The following is a 19296-nucleotide window of genomic DNA, read 5'->3' on the forward strand; positions in this document are numbered from 1 at the left end:
GCGGCGGGCCGGGTGGACGACCGGACCCTGGCTGATTTCTGAGGTGTCCGCGCCCCGGCTTGTGCGGTCTCCGCGCGTCTGTGACCCGGGGTCTCTGGCGCCGGAAAACTAACATCGCTAGTTTGTGGGGCGGACGACGCAGCCACGCCCGGGAGGCAGCACGATGAAGGCACACGACGGCATGTACATCGACGGCGCTTGGCGCCCCGCCGCGAGCGGGGAGACCATCGACGTGGTGAACCCGGTCGACGAGCAGGTGATCGACCGTGTCCCGGCCGGTACCGCCGAGGACGTCGACGCCGCCGTACGGGCCGCCCGTGCCGCACTCCCGGGCTGGGCCGCGACCCCGCCCGCCGAACGCGCCGCACGCCTGGCGGCCCTGCGGGACGTCCTCGTGGCCCGCAAGGTCGAGATCGCCGAGACGGTCACCGCCGAACTGGGCTCACCGCTCGCCTTCTCGCAGGCTGTCCACGCGGGCGTACCGATCGCGGTCGCGGGCTCGTACGCCCAACTGGCCGCGACCCACGCCTTCGAGGAGAAGGTCGGCAACTCGACGGTCTACCAGGAGCCCATCGGCGTGGTCGGCGCGATCACCCCCTGGAACTACCCCCTCCACCAGATCGTCGCCAAGGTCGCCCCCGCCCTCGCCGCGGGCTGCACGGTGGTGCTGAAGCCCGCCGAAGACACCCCGCTCACCGCCCAGTTGTTCGCCGAGGCGATCGACGAGGCGGGCATCCCGGCCGGTGTCTTCAACCTCGTCACCGGCCTCGGCCCGATCGCAGGCCAGGCCCTCGCCGAGCACCCGGGCGTCGACCTGGTCTCCTTCACCGGCTCTACGGCGGTGGGCCGGCAGATCGGTGCCACGGCCGGTGCCGCCGTCAAGAAGGTCGCCCTGGAACTCGGCGGCAAGTCCGCCAACGTCATCCTCCCGAGCGCCGACCTCGCCAAGGCCGTCAACGTCGGCGTGGGCAACGTGATGTCCAACTCCGGCCAGACATGCAGCGCTTGGACCCGCATGCTCGTCCACCGCGACCAGTACGACGAGGCGGTGGAGCTGGCGGCAACGGCCGCCGCCAAGTACGGCGACCGCATCGGCCCGGTCGTGAACGCCAAACAACAGGCAAGGGTGCGCAGTTACATCGAGAAGGGGGTCGCGGAGGGCGCGAGGCTGGTGGCGGGCGGCCCCGAATCCCCGTCCAAGCAGGGCTACTTCATCAGCCCGACAGTCTTCGCCGACGTCACCCCCGACATGACGATCGCCCAGGAGGAGATCTTCGGCCCGGTCCTCTCGATCCTCCGCTACGACGACGAGGACGACGCCGTGCGCATCGCCAACGGCACGGTCTACGGCCTCGCTGGCGCCGTCTGGGCCGGTGACGAGGCGGAAGCGGTCGCGTTCGCACGGAGGTTGGAGACCGGGCAGGTGGACATCAACGGCGGACGCTTCAACCCCCGTGCCCCGTTCGGGGGTTACAAGCAGTCGGGCGTGGGCCGGGAACTCGGCGCGCACGGGCTGTCCGAGTACCTCCAGACCAAGTCCCTTCAGTTCTAGACCCGTCAGGAGGCCTCGCATGGTTCGCGCCGCCGTACTGCCAGCCGTGGGCGCTCCGTTGGAGATCGCCGAGATCGACCTCCCGGACCCCGGCCCCGGCCAGGTCCGCATCCGCCTCGCCGCCGCCGGGGTCTGCCACTCCGACCTGTCCCTCACCAACGGCACGATGCGCGTGCCGGTGCCGGCGGTCCTCGGCCACGAGGGCGCGGGCACGGTCGTAGCCGTGGGGAAGGGCGTCACCCACGTCTCACCCGGCGCCTCGGTCATCCTCAACTGGGCCCCGTCCTGCGGCACTTGCCACACCTGCACGCTGGGCGAGGTCTGGCTCTGCGCCAACGCCCTCAACGGCGCCGCCGACGTCTACGCCCACCGCACCGCCGACGGCAGCGACCTCCACCCCGGCCTGAACGTGGCGGCGTTCGCCGAGGAGACGGTCGTATCGGCGTCCTGTGTCCTGCCCCTCCCGGAGGGCATCCCCCTGACCGACGCGGCCCTCCTCGGCTGCGCAGTCCTCACCGGCTACGGCGCCGTCCACCACTCGGCGCGGGTACGGGAGGGCGAGACAGTAGCGGTCTTCGGCGTCGGCGGAGTAGGACTCGCCACCCTCCAGTCGGCCCGGATCGCGGGCGCCACGAAGATCGTCGCCGTCGATGTCTCCCCGGAGAAGGAGGAGTTGGCACGCGCGGCCGGAGCCACCGACTACGTGGTCGCCTCCGAGAACACGGCCCGGGAGATCCGCACCCTCACCGGAAAACAGGGTGTGGATGTCGCCGTCGAATGCGTCGGCCGGGCGGTCACCATCCGCACCGCCTGGGAGTCCACCCGCCGCGGCGGACGCACCACGGTCGTCGGCATCGGCGGCAAGGACCAGCAGGTCACCTTCAACGCCCTCGAACTCTTCCACTGGGGACGGACGTTGAGCGGCTGCGTCTACGGCAACTCCGACCCGGCGAAGGACCTGCCGGTGCTCGCCGAACACGTCCGGGCCGGACGCCTGGACCTGGGCGCGCTGGTGACGGAACGCATCGCACTGGACGGGATTCCGGCGGCGTTCGAGAACATGGTGGCGGGGAAGGGCGGACGGGCACTGGTCGTGTTCTGAACCCCCTTGGCTACGGCACCTGTTCGGGCTGCGGCTCTTCCACCGCCGCAGCCCGCCTCGCCCTCGCGCCCGGCCGGGACCGCGACACCGCCACGCCCGCCAGGCACAGCACCCCGCCCGCCAGCGTGAGCAGCCCCGGCACCTCGCCGAGCGCCAGCCACGACATCAGGACGACCAGCGCGGGCACGGCGTAGGTGGTCGCGCCCATCTTGCTCGCGGTCGTCCGGGCCAGGGCGTACGCCCACGTCGTGAAGGCGAGCGCGGTCGGGAAGACGCCCAGATAGACCATGTTGAGCGTGGCGGAGACGGGCGCGTCGGCCGCCTGGTGGACGAGCTGCCCGGCGAACGGCAGGCACATCACGGCCCCGACGAGACACCCGAACGTCGTCACCTGGAGCGCGCTCGCCCGTGCGAGGGCCGGTTTCTGGGCGACGACTCCACCGGCGTACGCGACCGCCGCGAGCAGACACAGCACCACACCGAGCACGGACGATCCGCCGCCGCCCGACATCGACAGCCCCACGGTCACCGCACCGGCGAACGACACCGCCATCCCGGCCAACAACCGCGGCGGCATCGCGTCACCGAGCAGCCGTGAGCCGAGCAGCGCGATGAGGATCGGCCCGATGTTCACGACGAGAGCGGCCGTACCGGCGTCGACCTGCTGCTCGCCCCAGTTCAGGACGACCATGTAGAAGCCGAACCACAGCACGCCCGAGATGGCGATCCCCCGCCAGGCGGACCGCGGCGGCACCCCTTCCCGCCGTACGAGAGAGATCACGCCCAGCGCCAGCGCCCCGCTCGCCAGCCGCCCCAGCGCCAGGGCCCCCGGCGAGTAGGCGGACCCCGCACTCCGGATGGACACGAACGCGGACGCCCACAGCAGGACGGTGACGACAGCGGCTGCGGCGGCTGCCCGTTCGGTACGGAGGAGGGGTTTCGTCATGTCCCGAGGCTAGGCGGCGACGGGTGTGCGGAGCCAGCGGAAATCGGACGCCACGTTCGGGGTGCCGGCAAGATGCCTATGGGGTTAAATTCATTGCCAATGAGGCTTGACGTCGGCTCGGTCGGAAGGGCAGAGTCCGGCACAGGTGCCGACAGCTCAACAGGTCGACAGGTGAGGACGGTCCGATGAGCCACCACTCCATACCGAAGCGCGTGCACCGCCTGTGGTCGTTGGAGCACGAGCCCGTGCTGGAGGTCGAGGACGGCGACACCGTGGCGTTCGACCTCACGGAGGCCACAGACGGACAGTTCGACGTGACGTCGACCGTCGGGGCGGTAGCCGGATTCGACTGGGACCGCGTCTATCCGCTCGCCGGCCCGATCATGGTCAAGGACGCCGAGCCGGGCGATGTCCTGGAGGTGGAGTTCCTGGAGCTCCGGTCGGTCGACTGGGGCTGGACGGCCGTACTCCCCGGACTCGGTCTGCTCACCGAGGACTTCCCCGACGCGCACCTCCACCTGTGGGATCTGACCACCGGAGACACGGCCAACTTCCTGGACGTGGCGGACATCCCAATCCGCCCTTTCTGCGGGGTAGTTGGGGTCTGCCCCGACGTCACCGAACCCCAAAGCGTCCTGCCCCCGGGCCACTTCGGCGGCAACGTGGACTGCAAGGACCTGGTGGTCGGCACAAAGCTCTACCTCCCGGTCCAGGTCCCCGGCGCCCGCCTCAGCCTCGGCGATCCCCATGCCGCCCAGGGCGACGGGGAGTTGTGCGTGAGCGCGATCGAGGCGTCCCTCTCGGGCGCGGCAAGGATCCGCCTGCACAAGGGCCGACGAATACCGGCCCCCCAGTTCGAAACAACGGGCCCCCTCCGCACGGACACCGACCGAGCGGGTCACTACGCCACGATGGGCGTAGCCCCCGACCTGATGCGCGCGGCCCAGGACGCAACCCGAGCAATGATCGACCACCTGGGCGCCCACTACGGCCTGGCCCCGATCGACGCCTACGTCCTGTGCAGCGTCGCCGTAGACCTGAGAATCACAGAGGTGGTAGACGCCCCCAACTGGATAGTCACGGCCCACCTACCCAAGGCGATCCTCCGGTCCCTTTGAAAGCATGGGGGCGTCTCGTAGGGGCGCGGGGAACTGCGCGACCAGCCACAACGCACCTGCACGCGGCACACCACAGAGGCCCCCACCCCCCCATAGCCGCCCTACCGACCGGCAACTTCCGAGAACTGCCCCGCCAACCCCTCCAGCAACGCAGCCAACCCCACCTCAAAAGCCCGCTCATCCACCTTCTCCTGCTGCTCAGCAAGAAGATGAGCCTGCCCAAGATGCGGATAGTCGGCCGGGTCATACGCACTCTCGTCGTCCACGAACCCCCCAGCGAACGACCCCAACGCGGACCCCATGATGAAGTACCGCATCAACGCCCCGATGGACGTGGCCTGGGCCGGCGGCCACCCCGCATCAACCATCGCCCCATACACCGCGTCCGCAAGCCGCAACCCCGCCGGCCGCCGCCCAGGCCCGGTCGCGAGCACAGGCACGATGTTCGGATGGTCACGCAGCGCGGACCGATAGGACACGGCCCAGTCATGCAGCGCCGTACGCCAGTCCCGCCCGTCCGAGAACATCGACAGATCGACCTGCGCGCTCACCGAGTCCGCGACCGCCTCCAGAATCTGGTCCTTCGTGCGGAAGTGGTTGTACAGCGAGGGCCCACTCACCCCCAGCTCGGCCGCGAGCCGACGCGTGGAGACGGCCGCGAGGCCCTCCGCGTCCACCAGCACGCGGGCCGTCTCGACGATCCGGTCGGTGCTGAGGAGGGGCTTGCGCGGTCGGGCCATGGCGCACATAGTAGGGCTGCGAGAGTCAAACTAGCAGTGCTAATTTAAATGTGCAGCAGTCGATGTACGGCCTTTCACTTGGGGTGACGCGCGATGAACCTGGGACTGAGCGAGGAGCAGGAGGCCGTACGGCGGCTCGCCAAGGACTTCGTGGACCGCGAGATCGCCCCGCACGTCATCGCCTGGGACCGCGCCGAGGAGGTCGACCGGTCGATCGTGAAGAAGCTCGGCGGCGTCGGCTTCCTGGGGCTGACCGTCGACGAGGAGTACGGCGGCTCGGGCGGCGACCATCTCGCGTACTGCCTCGTCACCGAGGAACTCGGACGCGGGGACTCCTCCGTGCGCGGGATCGTCTCCGTGTCGCTGGGGCTGGTCGCGAAGTCGATCGCCGGCTGGGGGAGCGAGGAACAGAAGCGGCGCTGGCTGCCGGGGCTCACCTCCGGCGAGTACGTCGGCTGCTTCGGCCTCACCGAGCCCGGCACCGGCTCCGACGCGGGAAACCTCACCACCCGGGCGGTCCGCGACGGCGACGACTACGTCATCAACGGCACCAAGATGTTCATCACGAACGGGACTTGGGCCGATGTCGTACTCCTCTTCGCGCGCTCGACCGACGCCCCGGGACACAAGGGCGTCTCCGCCTTCCTCGTACCGACCGACGCCCCCGGCCTGACCCGCCGCACCATCCACGGCAAGCTCGGCCTGCGCGGCCAGGCCACCGCCGAACTCGTCCTCGAAGACGTGCGTGTCCCCGCCTCCACGATGCTCGCCCCCGAGGGCAAGGGCTTCTCGGTCGCCATGTCGGCGCTGGCGAAGGGGCGGATGTCGGTCGCGGCGGGCTGCGTCGGCATCGCCCAGGCCGCGCTGGACGTGGCCGTCCGGTACGCCGGTGAGCGCGAGCAGTTCGGGAAGCCCATCGCACACCACCAGCTCGTCCAGGAACTGATCAGCGACATCGCCGTCGACGTGGACGCGGCCCGACTGCTGACCTGGCGGGTCGCCGACCTGATCGACCGGGGCCTGCCCTTCGCCACCGAGTCCTCCAAAGCCAAGCTCTTCGCCTCGGAGGCCGCCGTCCGCGCCGCCAACAACGCGCTCCAGGTCTTCGGCGGCTACGGCTACATCGACGAGTACCCGGCCGGAAAGCTGCTGCGCGACGCCCGCGTGATGACCCTCTACGAGGGCACCAGCCAGATCCAGAAACTGCTCATCGGGCGTGCGCTGACGGGGGTTTCGGCGTTCTGAGTACGTCAGCTGAGTACGCGGACGGATGTGGTGGCGGCCGTAGGAGCGGACGCTTGTCCCCATGAGCGAAGCATCGGGCAAACCGCAGAACACGGCCGCCTTCTACGGCCAGGCCGTCGCGTCCTTCTCCGTCGCCATCGCGGCGACCGCCATCGGCATCTTCAAGCTGCACGCCGACGCCTGGGTGCGGGCCTTCCTCGCGATCGCCGTCCTGTATCTGGTCACCTCCTCCTTCACCCTCGCCAAGGTGATCAGGGACCGGCAGGACGGGGCGCGCGGCACCTACAACCCGTTCGAAAAGCTCTGAGCGGGCAGACTAAGCGCTCGCTCACCTTCGGCGGTATGGTGGAGCTCTTGTCATCAAGGGTCATCGAGAGGGGTTCACGAGCGATGAGTACGGCGGAGGAGACGACCGCGGGCGACCCGCAGGCCTGGGCAGAGGTCACGCCCGACGCGGCCCGGCGACTGCTGATCGCCGCCGTGGAGGCCTTCGCCGAGCGCGGCTACCACGCGACGACCACCCGGGACATCGCAGGCCGCGCCGGCATGAGCCCGGCCGCGCTCTACATCCACTACAAGACAAAGGAAGAGCTGCTCCACCGCATCAGCAGGATCGGCCACGAGAAGGCCCTCGACATCCTGCGTACGGCGGCGGGGCGCGAGGGCAGTGCCGCCGAGCGGCTCGCCGACGCCGTGAGCTCCTTCGTGCGCTGGCACGCGGGTGGACGCACCACCGCGCGGGTCGTGCAGTACGAACTCGACTCGCTCGGCCCGGACGCCCGCGCCGAGATCCTCGCGCTGCGCCGGCAGGTCGACGCCGAGGTGCGCGGGATCGTCGAGGACGGGGTGGCGGACGGCTCCTTCGACGTGCCGGACGTGAAGGGCACCACCCTCGCGATCCTGTCGCTGTGCATCGACGTGGCCCGTTGGTTCAGTCTCGACGGCCCCCGGACGCCCGACGAGGTCGGCGCGCTCTACGCCGACCTCGTACTGCGGATGGTGGGGTCCAAGTAGTCGCCCTGCCAAGGGTGTTGGTCAGAGGTAGTAGCGGGACACCGACTCGGCCACGCACACTGGCTTGTCGCCGCCCTCGCGCTCCACGGTGAACGCGACGGTCACCTGGACGCCGCCCGGTACGTCGTCGACGCCGGTGATCGCCGCGGTGGCGCGCAGCCGGGAGCCGACCGGCACCGGCGCGGGGAAACGGACCTTGTTCGTCCCGTAGTTGACGCCCATCTTCACGCCCTCGACCTTGATCAGCTGCGGTCCGAAGAGCGGGAGCAGCGACAGGGTGAGGTAGCCGTGCGCGATGGTCGTCTTGAAGGGGCCTTCCGCCGCCTTCTCCGGGTCCACGTGGATCCACTGGTGGTCGCCCGTCGCGTCCGCGAACAGATCGATCCGCTTCTGGTCGATCTCCAGCCAGTCGGTGTGCCCCAACTGCTCACCGACCGCCGCCCGCAGGTCGTCGACGGAGGTGAAGATCCTCGGCTCTGCCATGTCCCGGCCTCTCACGTCATCCAGCACCACATGGCTGGCTGGTTATGTCTAAGCAACTGCTTAGCATGGTCGGATACGGGGCCTCTGTCAACGGAACACCGGCGCTGACGGATGGGTAGGGTTCGAGGGGTGCCCCAGATTCCCGAGAAGATCCACGAGCTCACGGTGGGACAGCTCGCCGCCCGCAGCGGCGCCGCCGTCTCCGCCCTGCACTTCTACGAGGCCAAGGGTCTGATCAGCAGCCGCCGCACCACGGGCAACCAGCGCCGGTACACCCGTGACACCCTGCGCCGGGTCGCCTTCGTGCGGGCCGCCCAGCGCGTCGGCATCCCGCTGGCCACCATCCGCGAGGCGCTCGCCGAACTCCCCGAGGAACGGACCCCCACCCGCGAGGACTGGGCCCACCTCTCCGAGACCTGGCGCTCCGAACTCGACGAACGCATCAAGCAGCTCAACCGCCTCCGCGACCACCTCACCGACTGCATCGCCTGCGGCTGCCTGTCCCTGGCGACCTGTGTCCTCTCCAACCCGGACGACGTGGTCGGCGAACGGGGCGCGGGTTCACGGCTGATGACGGAACCGGGAGAACGCCGGAAGGGCCGCACCCCTCGGGACCGGGGCTCGGATCCCGGTCCCGAAAGGTGCGGCTGAGAGCTCGGCACCCGGCGTGTCACTCGTACTCGGTGCCGCCCTTGCGCGTCAGATACGCCGGGCTGACGGCCTTCGCGACCGCCCTTCCCCCGGTCACGGCGCTGTACCGCTCCGTCGCCGGACGGATCACGACCCCCTCCCTCAAATGCAGCCCCCGCCCCGACACACTCTCCCGTCCGCTCGCGAGCTCCAGCACCCGCTCGATGTCGTACGGCCCCTCGTGCAGCCTCGGCACCAACGGCAGTTCCCCGTCCAGTAGTTCGGCCGCGTCCAGCCACCGCACCGTGCCGTCGATCTCGGCGGACACGTCGAACACGGCGTACCCGAGCGTGTCGTGTCGCCCGTCGGCGCCGTACGTCAGGTCCTGTACGCCCGCGCCGAACACCTCGCTGAAGATGCCCACTCGGCGCGCGCCGAGTCGTTCGGCGAGGCGGGCGGCGGCTTCGGGGACGCCGTGGCCGCGCACCGCCCGCCAGTACAGGTTGCGCGGATCCTCCTTCAGGGCAAGGGACTTGGCGCCGAAACCCTTCGAGGAGACCTGTACGCGGCCGTCCTCGGCGAAGTAGGTCAGCAGGCAGGCCGAGCCGTGCAGTTTCTCGGTCAGGACCACAGCCTCGCCCGGTTCGAATATGCCGGGAAACCGCTGGATGTTCTCGATGTCGACCCAGGGCAGCAGATCGGGCGCGGACTCCACGTCACCGTTCATCGTGGGCGGGATCGGTGGCACCCACTTGACGATGCCGAGCCGCTCCGCGAAGTCGGTGCCGTCCAGGGCGGCTTGGGCCAGATCGACGTCCGCGAGGGCCTTCGGCCGGCACACGATGCCCTGCGACAGCTCACCACGCAGCCGCACCGCCCTGACCCGGTCGGCCTTGCTCCCCGCGAGGCGTCCGGTCAGCCCCAACTCCTCGATCAGGTCGGCCGGGAGCACGGACTGCTCGGGGATGTAGACGGCGGTCTCACCGGTGCGGTACGCGCCCTTGGCGACGACGGCCCGGTACAGGCCGACCTGGGCCAGTTCGAGGGCGTCGGCGTTCGGGTGTTCGTGGACGGTCAGCACTTCGGCGGTGACGCGCAGCGTCGACATCGGGACTCCTCGGGTTCCTCAACGGTGTTTCATCGCCCCCAACTGTCCTGGTCCGAAAGGGGTGGAGCGACCGATTATGCGGCTGCTAGCTTCGGGATCCATGCCCCTGTCGCCGGCGCTCACCACCGCCCTCGCGGATATCGACACGGTCTTCAACGGCTTCGCCAGCCCCGGCGAGACGGGTTGCGGCTTCTGCCACGCGCCCGAGGAGACCGCGTATCTGCGCACGCCGTACACCCGCGTGCCCCTGGACGTGGTGCGGTACTACCTCTTCGAGGTGCCCGACCACTTCGACGACCACCCGGCCGTGCTGCGACGCCTGCTGCCGCAGGCCGCACGGGCGATGGCCGAGGGCACCCTGGGTACGGTCGGCCATGGAGCCCATGGGTTGAGCTGGGTGGACTGGCGTTCCTGGCCGGCCGACCAGGCCACCGCGATCGAGGCCTTTCTCCACACCTGGTGGCAGGACGCCCTCACGACTCCCGGGCCGCCCTACGGCATCCGCGACACCTTCGAGACCTGTGCCACGATCGCCCGCACGGTGACCCCCTTCCTGAACGGATGGGTCCAGGGCCCCGTCGCCGACACGCACCTCGCCGCCTGCACCGACACCTGGCTCGACGACCTGATGTCCGATGCCTCCCCGTTCACCTGGTGGTACGACGACAGCGAGGACACCGGTGTCGCGGACCTGTGCGCGTGGCTGGCCGGTCCCGGCGCCGCACGCCTCCGCGCCCACGGCCAACCCGACCTCGCCACCCGCGCCGAACTCCTCGCCCTGCCCTACGACGAGCGCTGGGCCCACCCGTACTGGACGAGCGCCTCGGCGACCAACTGAGCGTTGGACAAAGCCCGTTGCCCGTCCGGCAGGAGCAACGTGTCCTCCAGGCCTATTCGGGTCGCGAGCCCCAGTCGCCCCGCGAGCCGGAGTACCGGCCAGGCACCGCCGTCCTCGCCGTGCAGCAACACAGGGCGGCCGTGACCTGTGTGGAGGTCGGTGAGAAGCGCACGCGCGGACGCCTCGGCCGTGTCCGCATCCGGATCCGTCACCTCCGCCAGGACACGCAGCACTTTGGCGCGGAGCGGCGACACGGCGAACCGGGCGGCCCCGTCCGTCCCCGACCAGATGCCCGCCTCCACACCGACGCCCTGGTCCAGCAACGCCGCCGCGACCTCCTCGGCACCCGGCTCGTGCCAGTTGACCGAGGCGTGGTCGGGCAGCACCGTCCACCCACGTACCCGCTCCACCCGTGCCGCCGGCTCCGGTTCGGCCCAGGCGCCCGTGGTCACACCGACCGGCACGGACACCCTCGCCCGTATCGCGTCGAGGGTCACCGCGAGGACGCGCGGCGACAACGTGTCATGCCCGCAAGGGGACTTGGGATGAAGGTGTACATCAGTGGCCCCCGCCGCGACAGCCTCGACCGCGGCATCGGCCAACGCCCCCGGCGAGACCGGCACCATCCAGCCGTCGACGGCCCCACGGGCCCCGTTGAGACAGACCTGCACCATGCCTCGATGGTGCCACCCCCCACTGACAACGCCCCGTGCCCCGACGACCGTCCGCACCCACTCCCACCCACCCCGGGATCCGCCCCGGCCGCACAAAGGCCGAAGCCACCACTGACCACCGCCCACCAGCGGCGCCCGGGTTGGTATCGGGCGGGGCCGCCCGCCGCCGACGGCAGCCCCTCGCGTCGGCCGCCGCCCGGAGCCCCCGCATACGCCCCCACCCACCGATTCCCGAACCACAGGGACCCTGGCCGAGCGGAGGCGCCAGCCACCGAGGACGACGGCCCCCTCTCCTCGGCCCCCCAGTTGGCCCGCCTCTCACCCTCAGACCTGCCGATTCCCGAGCCGGAGTGGCCCCGGTCGGGCGGAGGTGCCTGTCGCCGGTGACGACGGCCGTTCCCGTCAGCCCTCGGCCGGTCCGCTCCTCACCCTCAGATCCGCCGATTCCCGAACCGAAGCGCCGCCGGTCGGGCGGAGGTGCCTGCCGCCGGTGACGACGGCCGTTCCCCTCAGCCCCGGTCCGGTCCGCCTCTCACCCTCAGATCCGCCAATTCCCGAGCCGGAGCGGCCTTGGCCGAGCGGAGGCGCCAGCCACCGAGGACGACGGCCCCCTCCCCTCAGCCCCCCCCCGCTGGCCCGCCTCTCCCCCTCAGATTCGCCGATCCCCGAGCCGGAGCGGCCCCGGCCGCGCGGAAGCGCCGCAGCCGATGACGAAGGCCAATCCCCTCAGCCCCCCGGCCGATCCACCCCTCACCCCCAAACCCACCGAATCCCAAGTCGACAGGGCCCCGCCCCCAGCGCCACCGCATGCACCGTCCCCGATGCGTCCAGTCGGAGCCGTTGTTCCCGGGGGCGTGGGGTGTTGGGGTGCGGGGTGAGTCCCGCCGTGCGGAAGGAGTAGCACGTGCGGGGCAGTGAACCCTTCGCGAAGCGGACCTCCAGGAGGTGTTCGCGCATCGGGACGTGGATGGTGGTCTCGGCGCGCTGGGAGTACGGGTGTGGGTCCCGGTGCTCGACCGTGTAGTCGACGATCACGGTCTCGCCGCGTGTCAGTCGGCGGTCGAAGAGCAGCTCGGCGGCGACCAGGCCCTCGGCGGGGAGTTCGATGAGCGTGCCGAGTCGCGCCGGTGCCGCCACGCGGAAGTGGGGCAACGGGCCGGGTGTGTCGAGGCGGTACAGGGCGATCCAGCGGTCCGCGCCGTCGGCCTCGGCGCGCAGCAGGCGGCGGCTGGTCATCGAGCGGATGCTGCGGTCGGCGTCCACGTCGACGCGGTTGTGGCAGCTGAGCCGGGTCAGGCTGTCGTCCCAGCGGGTGTCGAGCGCGGCGAAGGCGGTGGTGAGGTCGCGGTGGTCCGACCAGGCCTGGGCGAGGCCGGGGCGGTCGGTGTCCGGTGGGAGCCAGCGCCCCCGTGGCCGGGGCGGGCCGAGCAGTCCGGTGAGCGCGCCGGGCGGCAGCCGTAGGACGTCCTCCAGTACGGTCAGCGCTGCCAACGACCGTTGTCGTTCGGGCTGGTAGCGCCCGGACTGCCAGGAGCTGAGCGTCGCCGACGCCACCGGTGTCCCGCGGCGCAGCAGCCGGTCCTGGATCCGGTCCAGGCTCAGCCCGCTGGCCGCGATGGCCGCGCGCAGCGCCTCGTGGAACGGCATCGTCTCGGATCTGGAAGTCACGTACTCCAGCTCAAGTCAGGGCCGTCGTGGGGCGGAAGACCGCAGCCCTGAAGTTTGGTCAGTCTTTCCCGGCGATTGATCAATCTTGAATGAACCTGTCAGATTTCTCGGGTGTTGCGCCGCCAATTCCCTCAAGACTGAAGGCGCTTGTCCGTCTTGCCATGCCCATGAAGACGAGCGGAAGCTGCTGTGCACTGCCGTCACGGCAGTCCCCCCACCCCCTCGAATGACGGAGAGTCATGTCCCCGAGATCTTCCGCCGGGTTCGTTCTCGTCACCGCCGCCGCCCTCACCGCGGCCCTCGCCACCCCCGCGCTCGCCGCCGCCCCGAGCGCCGCCGCGCACACTCCGGCCCAGCTCACCCAGGCCATAGCGAGCCACGAGAGTCACCCGCTGCACGGGCTTGCCAAGCCCGGCAAGGTCAACGCCACCGTCTCGTCCACCAACTGGTCCGGCTACGCGGCCACGGGCTCGTCCGGCGCGTACACATCGGTGACCACGTCCTGGACCCAGCCGACCGTCAGCTGCGGCTCGGCCACCACGTACTCCTCGTTCTGGGTCGGCCTGGACGGCTACAGCAACTCCGCGCTGGAGCAGACCGGTACGGAAGCCGACTGCATCGGCGGCACGGCCACCTACGGCGCCTGGTGGGAGGTGCTCCCCGCCTCCGAGAGCGCGTACTCCGGCGTCACGGTCAAGGGCGGCGACAAGTTCACCGCGACGGTGACCTACACCGGGTCCACCTTCACCATGACCCTCGCCGACTCCACCCAGGGCTGGACGAAGACCACCACGCACGCCGGCTCCTCCGGCTTCAAGAACGCCTCCGCCGAGGTCGTCGCCGAGGCCCCCGAGGTCGGCGGCTCGGTCGCGAGCCTCGCCAATTTCGGCACCGTGAACTTCACCGGCGCCAAGGCCAACGGCAGCAACCTGGACACCTACTCGCCGACCGAGATCGTCATGACGAAGAGCAGCAGCTCGACGGTTCGGGCCCAGCCGGGCTCGATTTCCGGCGGCAGCTTCTCCGACGTCTGGAAGGCCAGCTGAGCGCTGACGCGTAGATCCCCGGGGCTGTCGACGGAGTGCCGTCGGCAGCCCCGGCCGTTGCGGCGGCAATCGTGAACGCACATGTCATGGAGGGGGTGCGGCATCCCCGGCGCACCCCTGGCGCCCTTCTTCGATTGCCCCGGTTCAGGCCGACATCAGCAGCCGTCCGCGCCTGGCGTAGGCCAGGGCCTCGGGCGTGAGCACCGGACGCGGTACGACGATTCCGCAGTCCGTGCAGACCGGGCCCGAGGAGGGTTCGTGGGCCAGGTCGTACTTCCACAGGAGGCGCTCCCCGGCGCACACCGGGCACACGGAACCCGGTTCGCGCTCCAGGGCGGCGATCAGCCGTCGCAGCACCTCGGCCAGTGGTTCATGGGGGTGGAGGCGTGGGTCGTCGCACCAGGCGACCCCGAAGCCGCCCCAGGTCAGCCGGTGCCAGTCGTCCACGCTGCCCGGGCGGCGCAGCCCGTCGTGCTTCTCCTTCTTGCGGCGTTCGGCGAACCCGACCTCGTAGGCGAGCCAGACCTTGCGCGCTTCCTCCAGCTCGTCCAGTGCGGCCACGAGCCGCGCCGGGTCGGGGGAGCGGTCCTCGGGTCCGAAACCGGCCCGGGAGCTCAAGTGGTCCCACGTAGCCCTGTGCCCATAAGGGGCGAACCGCTCAAGGCACTTGCGCAGCGAGTAGCGCCGTAGCGCCAGATCGCACCGAGGGTCTCGCACCTGTCTCGCCAGACTCCGGAAACCGGCCATCGCCCTGCACCTCCGTCACACCTGCACCTGTACTTCGGTCACCTCGGCGTCGTCGTACGGACGTCGCCGAATAGACGTATCGACAAGCGATTTGGCTCCATCCGATTTCCGATGACCCCCATAAGCCGCTCGTGCCGATCCAAAACTTGACGCATGTTCATCTTCAATCCCGGGGATACCGGCGGTAACGTCCGGCAACACCCTCGTCGGTAGGAGCTGCCATGCCACGGCGCACCCCGCGTAACTTGCTCGACAGACTGAGAACTCCCGGCAGATTCCCCGGGTTCCTGAAGGCCGCATCCGTATGCGCCCTCATTGCCGCCCTTTTGTCTCCCCTTGCCCAGGGGACGGCCGCGGCGGCGACCGCCTCGAACGACTACTGCGGCGGCCAGTGCTCGGACATCCTCCCGGCCGGGGAGAACGGCAACGCGACCCTCGCCCAGATCCTCCTCAACCAGGCCTTCGGAGTGGAACCCGCACACGCCGAGGACCAACTCGGCCCCTACGCCAACCTGGCCACGGGCGCCTCCACGCTGACCGACGCGAAGATCAACACCTTCTTCAACGACGCCTCGTTCGGGGTCCCCGCCGCCAACGTCGCCTCGACCGAGAGCCCGAGTGGTCGCACCGACGTGACGATCGTCCGGGACAAGGCGACCGGTGTGCCGCACATCACAGGCACCACGCGCTACGGCACCGAGTACGGCGCCGGGTACGCAGCCGCCGAGGACCGGCTGTGGCTGATGGACGTCTTCCGGCACGTCGGACGCGGCCAGCTGACCACCTTCGCGGGCGGCGCGGCCTCCAACCAGGGACTTGAGCAGGAGTTCTACCGCAACGCCCCCTACACCGAGGCCGATCTGCAGTCCCAGATCGACAACGCCGTCGCCAACAACGGCGCCCGCGGCCAGCAGGCCCTCGCCGACGCCAACGCCTATCTGGCCGGCATCAACGCCTACATCGACGCCTCGGACAGCGGTCGTTACTTCCCCGGCGAGTACGTCCTCACCGGTCACAAGGACTCGATCACCAACGCCGGCACGATCGACCACTTCAAGATCACCGACCTGGTCGCGCTGGCCTCCGTCATCGGCACCCTCTTCGGCTCCGGCGGCGGCGGCGAGGTCAACAACGCCCTGTCGCTGATCGCCGCCCAGTCCAAGTACGGGGTGGAGGAGGGCACCAAGGTCTGGGAGTCGTTCCGCGAACGCAACGACCCCGAGGCCGTGGTCACCGTCCACAACGGCGAGAGCTTCCCCTACGCCACCAAGCCCACCACCGCCGTGGGCGAGGCCATGCCGGACGCGGGCTCCGTGGTCCAGCAGCCACTCGTCTACGACGCCACCGGCACCGGAGCCAGCGCGAGCGCGACCGCCGCGTCCAAGGCGGCGGCCACCACCGCCCTCAGCTCGGCCAAGCGCGGCATGTCCAACGCCCTTGTGGTGAGCGGCAAATACACGGCGAGCGGCCACCCGATCGCCGTCTTCGGCCCGCAAACCGGTTACTTCGCACCGCAGTTGCTCATGCTCCAGGAGATCCAGGGCCCGGGCATCAGCGCCCGCGGCGCCTCCTTCGCGGGCCTGAGCATGTACGTCGAACTCGGCCGCGGCCAGGACTACTCGTGGAGCGCGACCACGTCCGGCCAGGACATCATCGACACCTACGCCGTCGAACTGTGCACGGACGACTACCACTACCTCTTCCACGGCACCTGCACCGCGATGGACGAGGTCCAGCAGGCCAACGCCTGGACGCCCACCACCGCCGACGGCACCGCGGCGGGGTCGTACACGATGAAGGTCTGGAAAACGAAGTACGGGCCGGTCGAATACAGAGCGACGGTCGGCGGGAAAAAGGTCGCCTACACAACCCTGAGATCGTCCTACATGCACGAGGCCGACTCGATCATCGGCTTCCAGATGCTCAACGACCCGGACTACGTGAAGAGTCCGCAGACCTTCCAGACCGCGGCCCAGCACATCAACTTCACGTTCAACTGGTTCTACGCCGACTCCCAGCACACCGCGTACTACAACAGCGGTGACAACCCGGTCCGCGCGAGCGGCGTCGACGCCGAGTTCCCGGTGTGGGGGCAGTCGGCCTACGAGTGGAAGAACTGGGACCCGACCACCAACACCGCCGACTACACACCGGCGTCCGAACACCCCAACTCCATCGACCAGGACTACTACATCTCCTGGAACAACAAACAGGCCGACGACTACACCACCGCCTCCTGGGGCGACGGTTCGGTCCACCGCGGCAATCTGCTGGAAGACCGCGTCAAGAAACTGGTCGCGGCGGGCGGTGTCACCAGAACCGCGCTGGTGAAGGCGATGTCGGACGCCTCTCTTGAGGATCTGCGGGCCGAGGACGTCCTGCCCAAACTGCTCCAGGTCATCAACAGCTCGACGGTGACCGACACCACGGCAGCCGCGGCGGTCAGCAAGCTGTCCGCGTGGGTGACGGCCGGTGCCAAACGCACCGAGACGTCGGCCGGTTCGAAGACCTACGCCAACGCCGACGCGATCCGCATCCTGGACGCCTGGTGGCCGGCGCTGGTGCAGGCCGAGTTCCAACCGGGCCTCGGCACCGACCTGTACACGGCCTTCACCAACAACCTGTACATCGACGAGACACCGTCGGCCGCACACGGGCCGACCGGCGCCCATGCCGGCAGCTCCTTCCAGTACGGCTGGTGGAGTTACGTCGACAAGGACATCCGGGCGGTGCTCGGGCAGACCGTGAAGGGCGGCCTCGACCAGGAATACTGCGGCGGCGGCAGCCTCAGCGCCTGCCGGGACATCCTGATCAGCACCCTGAAGACCGCGGCGGGCACGAGCGCGTCCACGGTCTACCCCGGGGACACCCTGTGCTCGGCGGGCGACCAGTGGTGCGCCGACTCGATCGTCCAGCGGACCCTCGGCGGCATCAAGCACTACAACATCAGTTGGCAGAACCGGCCCACCTTCCAGCAAGTGGTGGAGTACACGTCACACCGGTGACGCCGGCGCGGCGGCGGGCCGGACGATCCGGCCCGCCGCCAGCACCACCCGGGCGAGTTCGGGGTGCACGATGTCGCTGTGCGCCCCCGTCGGCGGATCGCCGTGGCACACCACCGCACAGGCGTCGACGTTCACACAACCCGACGTCGGCAGCGGGGAGTTCAGGGCGTCGGCCAGGCTCAGCGAGCGGGTCCCCGGCACCGCCTGCACCCCGTCGTGGCCCATCGCGCCCCACCTGGCGCCCAGCACCCGGCCGATGTCGAAGGGGGAGAACGAGCGGTCGTCGTCCGCCATCCGCGAGGCCAGCGGGTAGATCGTGGCGAGAGCCGAGTCGAAGTGCGAGTAGCAGCACACCAGCGGACCGTCGACACGGTTCTGCTGGCCCTGCAGGACACCGCCGGTACGCGGGTCGTCCGGCAGCCGGGCCGCGAACGCGTAGTGGGAGAAGGCCCCTTGGAGCAGCGTCACCGACTTGACCGAGCGCACTCCCTCGGGCAGACCCCGTAGCGCGAACGACACCAGCCGCCCGCCGAAACTGTGCCCCACCAGATGCACCCGCACCTCCGGCGCCACCGCCGCGAGCTGCCCGACCACCGGACCGAGACCACGCTCGCCGACCGTGCCCGCGCGTCTCTTCATCGCGTAGTAGGCCGCCTGCCGCAGCAGTTCACGCGCCCCCTTCCACGGGTCGGGCAGCGCCAACTCCGTTACAGGGCCCGGAGATTGAGGGGCCGTGAGATGCGCCAGCGCCTGCGCGAACTCGTCGCAGACCTCGGCCGTGCAGCCGACGGCGAGCATCCGCGGCTCGCTCTGCGGTACTCCCTCCGCCAGCGTGTCCGCGCCGAACAGCGCCTGCGGCCCGGGCGGCACCACCTCCACCAGCGTGCGCACCAGCCGCCCGAACTCCTCCAACTCGGCGTCCTGGGACGGCCGTTGGTCCAGCATCCGGGCGATCTGGTCGATCACCGTCGCCTTGCCGGGGAAGGTGTCGAGGAGCGCGTGCCGGGTGTCGCCGTCGAGTGCCGGAGGCGTCACGGGTTCGGCCACGGCTACGGCCGTTCGCGGGAAGTTCGGAATCGGCTGGTCCGGGAACTCCATGGATGGCCAGATCACGCCCACGTACCCGATCTTCGCCTTCTGCGCGAGGTGCGGAATCGGGGCGAAGAAGCGGCTGTAGAGCCGGGTCGCGCCGGCGCGTTGGCTGTTCCACCCGTGCGAGAAGACGATCAGGTCACCGACCCCGCGCTGCCGCACCTCGTGCAGCAGCCGGTCGCGTTCACCCTGGTCGACGTCCCCGTCGGCGTCGAAGGTCAGCTCCCAGTAAGGGCTCACGCTCATCGCCGGATCCGCCATGACCGGCCTCCTCGTCCCCCGTAGTGG

18 protein-coding genes are annotated in these 19296 nt (G+C 70.0%); 10 read left to right on the forward strand and 8 right to left on the reverse strand.

Annotated elements, in window-relative coordinates; all coding sequences use genetic code 11:
* Positions 1-163 precede the first annotated feature (163 nt).
* Together AB0I69_RS16095 and AB0I69_RS16100 are read left to right on the forward strand one after the other, a co-directional pair.
* On the forward strand, positions 164-1552 hold the full coding sequence (locus AB0I69_RS16095) for an aldehyde dehydrogenase family protein (RefSeq protein WP_363096262.1): 1389 nt from the start codon (positions 164-166) through the stop codon (positions 1550-1552).
* A 19-nt stretch (positions 1553-1571) separates the two neighbouring features.
* Positions 1572-2654: a Zn-dependent alcohol dehydrogenase gene (locus tag AB0I69_RS16100; protein WP_363096263.1), complete on the forward strand. Its 1083-nt coding sequence runs from the start codon at positions 1572-1574 to the stop codon at positions 2652-2654.
* A 10-nt stretch (positions 2655-2664) separates the two neighbouring features.
* Here the strand turns inward: AB0I69_RS16100 and AB0I69_RS16105 are convergent, their stop codons facing one another.
* Positions 2665-3600: a DMT family transporter gene (locus tag AB0I69_RS16105; protein ID WP_363096264.1), complete on the reverse strand. Its 936-nt coding sequence runs from the start codon at positions 3598-3600 to the stop codon at positions 2665-2667.
* Positions 3601-3785: 185 nt separating this feature from the next.
* Between AB0I69_RS16105 and AB0I69_RS16110 the strand changes: the two genes are divergently transcribed.
* Complete coding sequence (locus AB0I69_RS16110; RefSeq protein WP_363096265.1) at positions 3786-4718, forward strand: acetamidase/formamidase family protein; 933 nt, start codon at positions 3786-3788, stop codon at positions 4716-4718.
* Between the two features lie 101 nt (positions 4719-4819).
* Here AB0I69_RS16110 and AB0I69_RS16115 read toward each other — a convergent pair whose 3' ends face one another.
* Positions 4820-5458: a TetR/AcrR family transcriptional regulator gene (locus AB0I69_RS16115; RefSeq protein WP_363096266.1), complete on the reverse strand. Its 639-nt coding sequence runs from the start codon at positions 5456-5458 to the stop codon at positions 4820-4822.
* A 93-nt stretch (positions 5459-5551) separates the two neighbouring features.
* Here AB0I69_RS16115 and AB0I69_RS16120 point away from each other — a divergent pair, with 93 nt between their 5' ends.
* The 3 genes from AB0I69_RS16120 to AB0I69_RS16130 all read left to right on the forward strand — a co-directional run bounded on the left by AB0I69_RS16120 (position 5552) and on the right by AB0I69_RS16130 (position 7717).
* Positions 5552-6703, forward strand: a complete 1152-nt coding sequence (locus AB0I69_RS16120) for an acyl-CoA dehydrogenase family protein (protein ID WP_363096267.1) — start codon at positions 5552-5554, stop codon at positions 6701-6703.
* A gap of 61 nt (positions 6704-6764) precedes the next feature.
* Positions 6765-7010 carry a YiaA/YiaB family inner membrane protein gene (locus AB0I69_RS16125; protein WP_363096268.1) on the forward strand — a complete coding sequence of 82 codons (246 nt, stop codon included), beginning with the start codon at positions 6765-6767 and terminating at the stop codon, positions 7008-7010.
* A gap of 83 nt (positions 7011-7093) precedes the next feature.
* On the forward strand, positions 7094-7717 hold the full coding sequence (locus AB0I69_RS16130) for a TetR/AcrR family transcriptional regulator (protein WP_043681459.1): 624 nt from the start codon (positions 7094-7096) through the stop codon (positions 7715-7717).
* A gap of 21 nt (positions 7718-7738) precedes the next feature.
* Here the strand turns inward: AB0I69_RS16130 and AB0I69_RS16135 are convergent, their stop codons facing one another.
* Entirely contained in the window at positions 7739-8200 is a 462-nt protein-coding gene (locus tag AB0I69_RS16135) for a MaoC family dehydratase (RefSeq protein WP_363096269.1), read from the reverse strand.
* Positions 8201-8329: 129 nt separating this feature from the next.
* Here AB0I69_RS16135 and soxR point away from each other — a divergent pair, with 129 nt between their 5' ends.
* The gene (soxR, locus tag AB0I69_RS16140; RefSeq protein ID WP_363096270.1) at positions 8330-8851 is read left to right on the forward strand and encodes a redox-sensitive transcriptional activator SoxR; all 522 of its coding nucleotides are present in this window, start codon (positions 8330-8332) and stop codon (positions 8849-8851) included.
* Positions 8852-8870: 19 nt separating this feature from the next.
* Here soxR and AB0I69_RS16145 read toward each other — a convergent pair whose 3' ends face one another.
* A complete protein-coding gene (locus AB0I69_RS16145) occupies positions 8871-9938 on the reverse strand; it encodes an RNA ligase (ATP) (RefSeq protein ID WP_363096271.1) in 1068 nt (355 codons plus the stop codon).
* A 100-nt stretch (positions 9939-10038) separates the two neighbouring features.
* On the opposite strand from AB0I69_RS16145, the gene AB0I69_RS16150 reads away from it, so the two are divergent.
* Positions 10039-10776, forward strand: coding sequence for a hypothetical protein (locus AB0I69_RS16150; protein ID WP_363096272.1), 738 nt, complete (start codon positions 10039-10041; stop codon positions 10774-10776).
* On the opposite strand, the gene AB0I69_RS16155 is transcribed toward AB0I69_RS16150, so the two are convergent.
* Entirely contained in the window at positions 10722-11450 is a 729-nt protein-coding gene (locus AB0I69_RS16155; protein ID WP_363096273.1) for a 3-keto-5-aminohexanoate cleavage protein, read from the reverse strand. The two genes, AB0I69_RS16150 and AB0I69_RS16155, sit on opposite strands and share 55 nt — an antisense overlap.
* A 750-nt stretch (positions 11451-12200) precedes the next feature.
* Positions 12201-13118, reverse strand: a complete 918-nt coding sequence (locus tag AB0I69_RS16160) for a hypothetical protein (protein ID WP_363096274.1) — start codon at positions 13116-13118, stop codon at positions 12201-12203.
* Positions 13119-13357: 239 nt separating this feature from the next.
* Between AB0I69_RS16160 and AB0I69_RS16165 the strand changes: the two genes are divergently transcribed.
* Positions 13358-14164, forward strand: coding sequence for a G1 family glutamic endopeptidase (locus tag AB0I69_RS16165; RefSeq protein WP_363096275.1), 807 nt, complete (start codon positions 13358-13360; stop codon positions 14162-14164).
* Positions 14165-14308: 144 nt separating this feature from the next.
* Here AB0I69_RS16165 and AB0I69_RS16170 read toward each other — a convergent pair whose 3' ends face one another.
* Positions 14309-14911 (reverse strand): hypothetical protein, encoded by a 603-nt coding sequence (locus AB0I69_RS16170; RefSeq protein WP_043681476.1) that lies wholly within the window; start codon positions 14909-14911, stop codon positions 14309-14311.
* Between the two features lie 221 nt (positions 14912-15132).
* On the opposite strand from AB0I69_RS16170, the gene AB0I69_RS16175 reads away from it, so the two are divergent.
* Positions 15133-17916, forward strand: a complete 2784-nt coding sequence (locus AB0I69_RS16175; RefSeq protein ID WP_363096276.1) for a penicillin acylase family protein — start codon at positions 15133-15135, stop codon at positions 17914-17916.
* Here AB0I69_RS16175 and AB0I69_RS16180 read toward each other — a convergent pair.
* Positions 17905-19269, reverse strand: coding sequence for a serine-threonine protein kinase (locus AB0I69_RS16180; protein ID WP_363096277.1), 1365 nt, complete (start codon positions 19267-19269; stop codon positions 17905-17907). The two genes, AB0I69_RS16175 and AB0I69_RS16180, sit on opposite strands and share 12 nt — an antisense overlap.
* Positions 19270-19296: the final 27 nt, after the last annotated feature.

The organism is Streptomyces sp. NPDC050508 (assembly GCF_040655155.1).
In the GTDB taxonomy this organism is placed as follows: Bacteria; Actinomycetota; Actinomycetes; order Streptomycetales; family Streptomycetaceae; genus Streptomyces.